Raw genomic sequence first — 8,095 nt, forward strand, 5'->3', positions numbered from 1 at the left:
AACATGCTGGTCAGGACGGGCGGGCGCGAGCGCACCAAGGGCGAGTGGCGGGCGCTCCTCGCCTCGGTGGGACTACGGATCACGCGCCTGCTACCAACAGGGATGACGGTCGGCCTGATCGAGGCGGTACCCGCCTGAGCCGGCGGCGAGCGGCTGGTGTGCGCCTAGGCCCCGAAGGTGAAGCGGCTGCCGGTGGTGCAGAGCACCAGCGCTTGCGGCATCTCCCGCTTCGCTGCCTCCAGGAAGTTCAAGCCGCTGCAATGCATCGGGAGGACATGCTCAATGTCTAGGGTCTTCAGCTCGGTCACCACGCGGCTCAGGTAATCGTCGGGCGCCCGCGCTAGATGGAAGCCACCGACCAGGGCATAAACCTTGTCCACGCCGCTGACCTGCTTCGCCCGGCGCACCGTGTTGATGACGCCGCTGTGGCCGCAAGAGGTGATGACCACCAAGCCACGGTCCCGCACATGGAAGCAGGTGCCGGTCTCGTGCAGGTGCTGGTCCGGCACCGGCTGGCCGGCCAGTTCGGCCGGGGTGAAGTGGTGGTTCGCGTAGTTCGCCACGTCGCAGCCGGCGCTGTCGCGCCGGCCGAACTCGACGAAGCTGTTGGGCAGCACGCGCTCCAAGCTGGTCCGGCGGATGGCGCCCGTGCTGAAGGCGTGGCCCTCGACGACCAGTGGCTCCTCCGACGATACCAGCCGCACCTGCCCGGCCTCAAGCATCCGCCGATCTAGCACGCCGTAGCTGGCGAAGGCGCCGTTGCCGGCCGGGCTGTGGCGATAGCAGAAGACGTCCTCGCCCCCTACGTAGAGGCGCAGGTCCCCCTTCATCGCGGCGCGGTGTCTGGCCAGGAAGCCCTCCAGCCCACCAAAGTGGTCCAGGTGCCCGTGGCTGAGGATCAGCGCATCGAGCCCTGCCACCTCGAGCCCGAGCAACTCGAGGTTGTTGTTCAATGTCTCCGGCGTGTAGCCGAAGTCGAGGAGGAAGCTCCGCGTCTCGTCGCCCCTATGGGACGTGAGATACAGCGAGAGGCCATGCTCGCTGCGGAGCGCCCGCCGCTCCTGGGCACCACGGAAGCCGCGCACGCGCTCGACGCGAATGCCCGGGACTTGTGCCCCGGAGATGAAGACGTCGTGGTTGCCGTCGGTCACCACCTGGATCGACAGGCTGTCCACCACAGGGGCTTCGATGCTCGGCGTCGGCGCAGCTTCGCCCTGGGTCTGCACCAGCCGGGTGCAGGTCAGCATTGGGGCGAGGGCGGAAACGCCGAGCAGACGGCGACGAGTGACAACGGTCATCATCGTGCGGGTCCTCCGGCAGTGACTATGCGCCGTGGGAGGGCGTGGCGAGGATCACGCATGTGTGCGCCCCGCCGCTTATCGGTGCGCCCGTCGATGGTCCGCATGAAGCGGACCGACGGTCCGCCGTCACGTGCTAGGCAGCCGGCCCTGCGCCTCGGTCACGGCAACATACGGCACGGCAGTCGCTCCTGCCACCAGGCTTGGCAGGTCCCAGGTCGTCTTCAACGCCAGGCTGTGCGTCCCGACCGGCAGCGCCAGAGTGCCGCAGAGCAGCGCCGGAGCCTCCCCAGCAGCCGAACAGCTGCGGCGCCTCGAGCTCGATTTACCCATCATAGCTGAGGAACCAATCTGGGCGAAGATGAGCACCGTCCCATGCAAAAAGGTGAACTCGCCAGCACATTAGGGCGCTGGTAAGCAGCAGTTCCTTCTGTGAGGCGACCTGAAGGACCGACGACCCGACAGAGAAATCTTGTCCTCACGACAACAAGGGATGGCCGATGGAAGCAGCGATTGCCTGCACGAAGCTGGAGGACAGCGCCGAGGCGGGCCGTGCTCTGGGCCAGGAGGTTCGCACTGGGCTGTCCGGGCCGCCCGATGCGCTCCTGGTGTTCGCCTCGCCGAGATATGCCCATCAGGATCTGCTCCAGGCGCTTGTCAGTGAATGCCCAGTGGGGGTGCTGGTCGGCGCTTCCTCGGCCGGAGAGTTTGCCCGCAACATACAGGGCGAGGGCATGGCCTGCGCCCTGGCCCTGAAGAGCGCCGAGCTACGCTTCGCTGCCGGGATCGGGCGCAACCTTCGGGAGGACCCGGCAGCGGCGGCGCGCGGCCTCACAGCGTCGTTCCGCGGCATGACGGAGCAAGCTCCCCATCGTGCGGCCCTTGTGCTCACCGATGCGCTGGCGGGCCATGCCCAGGCGCTGCTCGACGAGCTGACGCTCGCCACCGTGGGTCAGTACCAATTCTTTGGCGGCGGGGCCGGCGACGATGCGCAGTTCCGGCGGACGGTCGTTTTTCACGGCACCGAGGTGCTGACCGACGCCGCTGTGACGCTGGAAATCCTCTCGCCCAAGCCGCTCGGCATTGGGGTCGGTCATGGCTGGGAACCAGCCAGCCCGGCATTCCGCGTCACGAAGGCCGAGGGGCTGCGGCTGATCGGCCTGAACGGCCTGCCGGCGGTCGAAGCCTTCGAAGCGCATGCCGAGCGGCTCGGCCAGACGCTCGACCGGCAGGCGCCGGTCCCCTTCTTTCTGCAAAACATCCTCGGCGTCGATACCGGTGCTGGCTACCGGCTGCGCGTACCGCTGGCGATCGACGAAGCGGGGGCGGTGTTATGCGCGGCGGAGGTCCCGGTGGGCAGCCGGGTCCGCATCATGTGCAGCACGGCGGAGTCGACCGTCGTGGCCGCCGAGCGGGCGACCGCGGCGGCGCTGGCGGGCCTCGGCGGGCACCGGCCGAAGGTGGCGCTCTTCTTCGATTGTGTGGCCACGCGGTTGCGCCTGGGCGACGCCTTCGCCACCGAACTCGACGCGGTCAGGGCGCAGATCACCGGGGTGCCGCTGGTCGGCTGCAACACCCATGGGCAGATCGCGCGGGCTGAGGGGCAGTTCGAGGGCTTCCACAACTGCACGGCCGTCGTCTGCGTGCTGCCGGAGTGATCGCCCCGGACGACGGAAATTCCGAGCAGGGCGACGCCGACATACGGCTGGTCAATGCCCTGGCCGATCCCGCCAGTCGGCACGCAGCCGCGGCTGCCCTGGCCCGACATTGGGGAGTGGACGCCGTCCTGGTGCTGGTCCGGGATCACGAGCTGGGCGTATTGCGGCCGGCGCCGGGATTTCCTCAGACCCTTCCCGGCGGCCCGACCTGGCGCGACTTGTTTGCTCGCTGCGGAACCTCGAACGCGGTGACGGGCACCGTCGCCTTCCCTGACCGGCACAGCCTTGTTCCATTCTCAGCCCTCATGGGTGCCGATGGCAATGCGGCGCTGGTGCTGCTCGGCGGAGAGGCGGCGTCGGCACCTCTCCAGGAGCTTGACCGGATTGGCTTCCCCCTGCTCGCGGCGTTGCTGCACGCAGAGAGCACGGCGATTGTCTCTGCCGGGCTGGCCGCGGAGGCACGCAATGCACTGGCGCGCGCGGCCTCCCTCGCCAGTGCGCTCGACGCGGCGCGGTCTGAGCTCGCGCGTTCGCTGGCGGAGGCCGACCGACTCAACCGCGCATTGCGCGAGCTCAACACTACGCTGGAGGAACGCGTTGCAGAGCGCACCCGGCAGCTGGAAGCGGAGATGGCGCAACGTCGCGAGGTTGAGGCGGCGCTGGCCCAGGCGCAGAAGATGGAAGCGCTCGGCCATTTGACGGGCGGTGTCGCGCACGACTTCAACAATCTGCTGACCGGTGTCAGCGGCAGCCTCGCCCTCATGAGGAGGCGCATCGAGCAGGGGCGAGTGGGCGAGATCGGGCGCTACATCGACACGGCGGCGGCGGCAGCCGGACGGGCTGCCGTGCTCACGCATCGATTGCTGGCCTTCTCGCGCCGTCAGCCGCTGGAGCCGAAGCCGGTGGATCTCAACCGCCTGGTCGCCGGTATAACGGAGCTCCTGCATCGGTCTCTTGGGGAGACAATTGAGCTGGAGGGGGTGCTGGCTGCACGGCTGTGGCGGGTGGAGGTCGACGCTGGCCAGATGGAGAACGCGCTTCTGAACCTGGCGGTGAACGCGCGTGATGCCATGCCCGACGGGGGCAAGCTCACCATCGAGACGCGCAACACCTATCTCGATGAGGCGTATGCAAAGGCGTTCTCCGAGGTGCGGCCGGGCCAGTACATTGAGGTCTCCGTCAGCGACACGGGCTATGGCATGCCGCCGGAGGTGGCGGATCGGGTCTTCGAGCCGTTCTTCACGACCAAGCCCATAGGCCAGGGTACCGGCCTCGGGTTGAGCCAGGTTTACGGCTTCGTCAAGCAGTCCAGCGGCCATGTGCGCATCTATAGCGAGGTCGGGCGGGGCACGACGATCAAGGTCTATTTGCCGCGCTTCCATGGCGAGGATGCGCCGGAGGACACGCCGGACCGGCAGGCGGCGCTAGGCGGCTCGGCGGGCGAGACGGTCCTGGTGGTGGAGGACGAGGCGGTGGTGCGTGCCTTCAGTTGCGAGGTGCTCCGGGAGCTGGGCTACCAGGTGCTGGAGGCGGGTGACGCAGAGGCCGCCTTACGCCTGCTGGCACAGGAGGAGCGGGTCGACCTGCTATTCACCGACGTGGTTCTACCCGGCGGTCGCACCGGCCGCGAGCTGGCCGAGGAGGCAGTCCGCCGCGTCCCAGGGATCAAGGTGCTCTACACCACAGGCTACGCGCGCAATGCCATCGTGCACCACGGCAGGCTGGATCCAGGCGTGCGACTCCTCACCAAGCCTTTCACCTTCGAGGACCTTGCAACCCAGGTCCGGGACGCCCTCGACGGAAGCGCCTAGACTTGACGACGGACCGGCTAATGGCAGAGATGGTATCGTCAGAGTGATGGTGGTCAGCGGGTTCCTGTCAGCCGAGGCACCCGTCCACTTCGCTTAAGAGATGCGCTGTTTCGCCATCGCTGCTGATAAGGCAGCTGAGCCGAGGTCAAAGTTTGCCGTCGGCGAGATATTCCGCGCTGTCACCCGGACCGTGTTGTTCGACTGATGCAGACAGAGCTCGTGCCGTTGCGCCCAGCCAGCAGTACGTTACGGTACGGGCCGCGCGTAGAGCGACGTGGTCCACCCGCCCGGCGAGGCTTCGTAGGTCACGCGGTCGCGCCGCCCGGCCCAGGCATACCTCAGCACCACCACCGGGATCACCGCCTTGTCCTCCATCATGGCGCGGATCGCCTCATGGGTCAGGGCGCGACGCCGCTCCTCGTCCATGGTCACCAGCGCCTCGGCAGCGGGGCGATCGACCGCAGGGTTAGAGTAGCGGGTGCGGTTGAACGGCCCAAAGCCCAGCACGGGGTCGCGCGTCATCACCACTTGTCGGATTGGGTTGATGGCGTACCAGGAGGAGAAAAACGTGATAAACATGCTGAACTCGCGGTTCGTCGCGCGCGTGAACAGCGTCGGGCCCGGCAGGGTCTGAATTTGGGTCTCCACACCGACGCGGGTGAAGCTCTGTGCCACGGCCTGCAGCAGGTTGTCGTCCGATGGGAAGAAGTTAACTGGCCCATGGACGGTCAGCCGGAACCCCTCCGGATAGCCCGCCTCGGCTAGCAGAGCGCGGGCTCGGGCGGGGTCGAAGGCCAGCGGCGGTTGACCTTCAAGCCGGTGCTCGGCGGCCGGCGCGGCGAACTGGTCAGCCGGCGTCGCCTGGCCCTGGTATAGCCGCTGCGCAATTGCGGAGCGCGGGATGGCCAGCGACAGCGCCTCCCTCACCCGCCGGTCAGCCAGCGGGTTTTTCGCCAGCGGGCGACCCTGGTTGTCGGTAGCGAAGGGTGTGGTATCGCGCATGGCATCCGGCGCCAAGTAGACCGTGCTGATGCTGTCGGTGCCGAATAGGCGGAAGCGCGCATCGCGCTCCAGCCGAGCCATGTCCTGCGAGGGGACATAGTCGATCAGGTCCACCTCGCCGGCCAGCAGTGCCGCCACCCGGCTGCCGGGTTGCGGGATGTAGCGAAAGGTCACCCGGTCCCATGGCTCGGCCGGGCCCCAGTACTGCTCATTCCGCGCCAGCTCCATACGGTCGCCAAGTGCGAAGGAAACCAGGCGATACGGTCCCGTGCCTATCGCCAGCGCCCCGCTGTTGAACTCCGAAGTGGCCGGGGCTTGCCCCGCCGCGCCATGGACACGACGTGAGAGGATGACCGGGCTCGCCAGATCAGCGGGCAGCATCGGATTGGGCTCGCGGGTGCGCAAGATGACGGTGCGCGGGTCTTTCACCTCCACCGCAGTGATGGTGCGCACGGCCGCCGTGAACAGCGCCGGGCTGTTCGCCACCTGCGGGATACGCGCATAGGTCCAGGCGATGTCATCCGCCTCGAAGGGCGTACCGTCATGGAAGCGTACGCCGGCGCGCAGTGTTACTTCCCAAGTCGTGTCATCCAGCGCCCGCACGCGCTCGGCCAGCCGCGGCTCAAGCGTACCACGCGGCGTCAGCTCGAACAGGCGCTCGAAAATCTGCCCAAGCGCGGCGTTGTTCTGCGTCGTGTTGTGGTAGTGCGGGTCGAGCGACGAAGGCGGGGTCTGTGCGCCGATGATGATGCCGCGGGCCGGCTGCTGCGCCGCGGTCGGTGTTACGACCGCTAGCGCGGCCGAAAGCATGGCCGCGGTGGCAGGGATCCTGCACTGCATGTCCAACGTCTCCCGAACCGCCGGTCTTTCGCCGGCATCAGTGGCAAACGTCCTTCGAGCCGCCGCCCAGTGTCAAGCCGCGTGGCGCCGCCACAGCGAAGCCGCGCCGCATGTCAGTGTTATCCGGCATCAGGCGAGAGGACGGACCTCGTCGCCGACCTCCACTCGGACGTCGGCGGGGCGTTTGATCTCCTATCACCGAGGCCGTGGTGATTGAGCCGGCGGTGTAGGCTCTGGCTCTCGCAGAACAGCGTCCCGGTCTACCTCTGCGACGCGGACAGGCGCGAACTCCGGTACCACCTCGGCTAGCGGCGGGAACTTTAAGCAGACGCGCTGGTCCTGATGACGGAGAACGAGCCGGTTAAAGTGGTGAGGCTTGGCAGTCTTCAGGTTTGCCACCGCGAAGTCGACAAAGCCTGCGCGGTCACGCCGCTCCCAAAAGTGGTGAATACGCTCGTCGTTGATGGCCGCTACCGTGCTGCTATCCAGGCATTTCGGTCATAAATAGTTTGACTGGCCGAAGTTAGCGATAAAGACCCTCAACCCCTTTGCCTCTTTATAGCCTGTAATGGTCACAAGTGGAACCATATCTACGCCTTTGGTGCGATAGTGGAAGATACTCGGAGGCTTGCTCCAGCTGGTGCGTCGCGTCTATTGAGGCTGATCCCGGGTTCGCACCTTCCATGCTGATTGACACTCAACGCGGATAGGCCGCTCATCCGCCGATCAACCGCCTCAGCACCTGCACCACGCTGCCCTCACCGACGAGTAGCAGCAGCACGATGCTGCCCAGCACCATCTCGATCCGGCTGAGCCGATCGGCAGCCTGCTTCCAGCGCTCGGCGCAGACCGCCCCATGTCCTACCCCTTCTCCACCCTGACCCTGAGCGTCCCGCTGCCCAGATCGATGGCACTCGACGTGCCGTTCTGAAACCGCACACTGACCGTGTTCGCCGCCGAGATCCAAGCGGTCAGGATGATGCCCTGCAGGTCGAGGGAGAAGCTCGCCCGGACATGATCGCCGAGCGCGGCGCCGGTGATGGCCACGATCGTGGTGACGCTCGCGCCGGCAGCGAGGTTGGGCGGATCATAGGTGAGGCTCGCATCCAGCAGCCGCGGCGCGACCAAAGCCCAGCCGCTGCCGTGCCAGCCCCACTGCGTCAGCGTCGCCGCGTCGAACACCTGCAGCCCGAGGAAGGGCGCGTAGAACGCCCAGGCCCCGCCGATGCGCTGCGCCAGCCGGTTGGCCTGCCCTGCCCAGGCGCCGGTCGGGCTGGTCCCGACCAGCCACATCTGCCCCTCCGCGGGCGAGGCAGGTGGGGTGTTCAGTCCCACCTGCTGCACCGTGGCCTGCAACAGTGCATCGAGCCGGTTCAGCCCCTGGCTATGCGCGAGTTCCTTCTGCGCCTGCCCTACCGCGATATAGGGCAGGGCCAGGCGTGGGGTTGTTGTCCCGGACATGGGCTCTCCTTCAGACCGTGGCGAC

At 67.2% G+C, this 8,095-nt stretch carries 5 protein-coding genes; 2 read left to right on the plus strand and 3 right to left on the minus strand.

Annotated elements, in window-relative coordinates; all coding sequences use genetic code 11:
- Nucleotides 1–164: 164 nt before the first annotated feature.
- A complete protein-coding gene (locus H7965_RS27550; protein WP_222440853.1) occupies nucleotides 165–1,298 on the minus strand; it encodes an MBL fold metallo-hydrolase in 1,134 nt (377 codons plus the stop codon).
- 608 nt (nucleotides 1,299–1,906) lie between these two features.
- On the opposite strand from H7965_RS27550, the gene H7965_RS27555 reads away from it, so the two are divergent.
- Together H7965_RS27555 and H7965_RS31845 are read left to right on the plus strand one after the other, a co-directional pair.
- Nucleotides 1,907–2,956, plus strand: a complete 1,050-nt coding sequence (locus H7965_RS27555; protein WP_222440854.1) for an FIST signal transduction protein — start codon at nucleotides 1,907–1,909, stop codon at nucleotides 2,954–2,956.
- Nucleotides 2,953–4,767 (plus strand): ATP-binding protein, encoded by a 1,815-nt coding sequence (locus H7965_RS31845; RefSeq protein WP_222440855.1) that lies wholly within the window; start codon nucleotides 2,953–2,955, stop codon nucleotides 4,765–4,767. Before H7965_RS27555 ends, H7965_RS31845 begins: the two co-directional genes overlap by 4 nt.
- 246 nt (nucleotides 4,768–5,013) lie before the next feature.
- Here the strand turns inward: H7965_RS31845 and H7965_RS27565 are convergent, their stop codons facing one another.
- Complete coding sequence (locus tag H7965_RS27565; protein WP_186773740.1) at nucleotides 5,014–6,609, minus strand: ABC transporter substrate-binding protein; 1,596 nt, start codon at nucleotides 6,607–6,609, stop codon at nucleotides 5,014–5,016.
- 861 nt (nucleotides 6,610–7,470) lie between these two features.
- Nucleotides 7,471–8,070 (minus strand): DUF2793 domain-containing protein, encoded by a 600-nt coding sequence (locus H7965_RS27570; protein ID WP_186773741.1) that lies wholly within the window; start codon nucleotides 8,068–8,070, stop codon nucleotides 7,471–7,473.
- Between the last annotated feature and the right edge of the window lie 25 nt (nucleotides 8,071–8,095).

Origin of the sequence: Siccirubricoccus deserti (genome assembly GCF_014283215.1) — a bacterium.
Taxonomy (GTDB): domain Bacteria; phylum Pseudomonadota; class Alphaproteobacteria; order Acetobacterales; family Acetobacteraceae; genus Siccirubricoccus; species Siccirubricoccus deserti.

Bases quoted from the DNA above. Each gene is read 5' to 3' on its own strand.
- H7965_RS27550 (WP_222440853.1), bottom strand. From the start codon at position 1,298: ATGACCGTTGTCACTCGTCGCCGTCTGCTCGGCGTTTCCGCCCTCGCC.
- H7965_RS27565 (WP_186773740.1), bottom strand. From the start codon at position 6,609: ATGCAGTGCAGGATCCCTGCCACCGCGGCCATGCTTTCGGCCGCGCTA.
- H7965_RS27570 (WP_186773741.1), bottom strand. From the start codon at position 8,070: ATGTCCGGGACAACAACCCCACGCCTGGCCCTGCCCTATATCGCGGTA.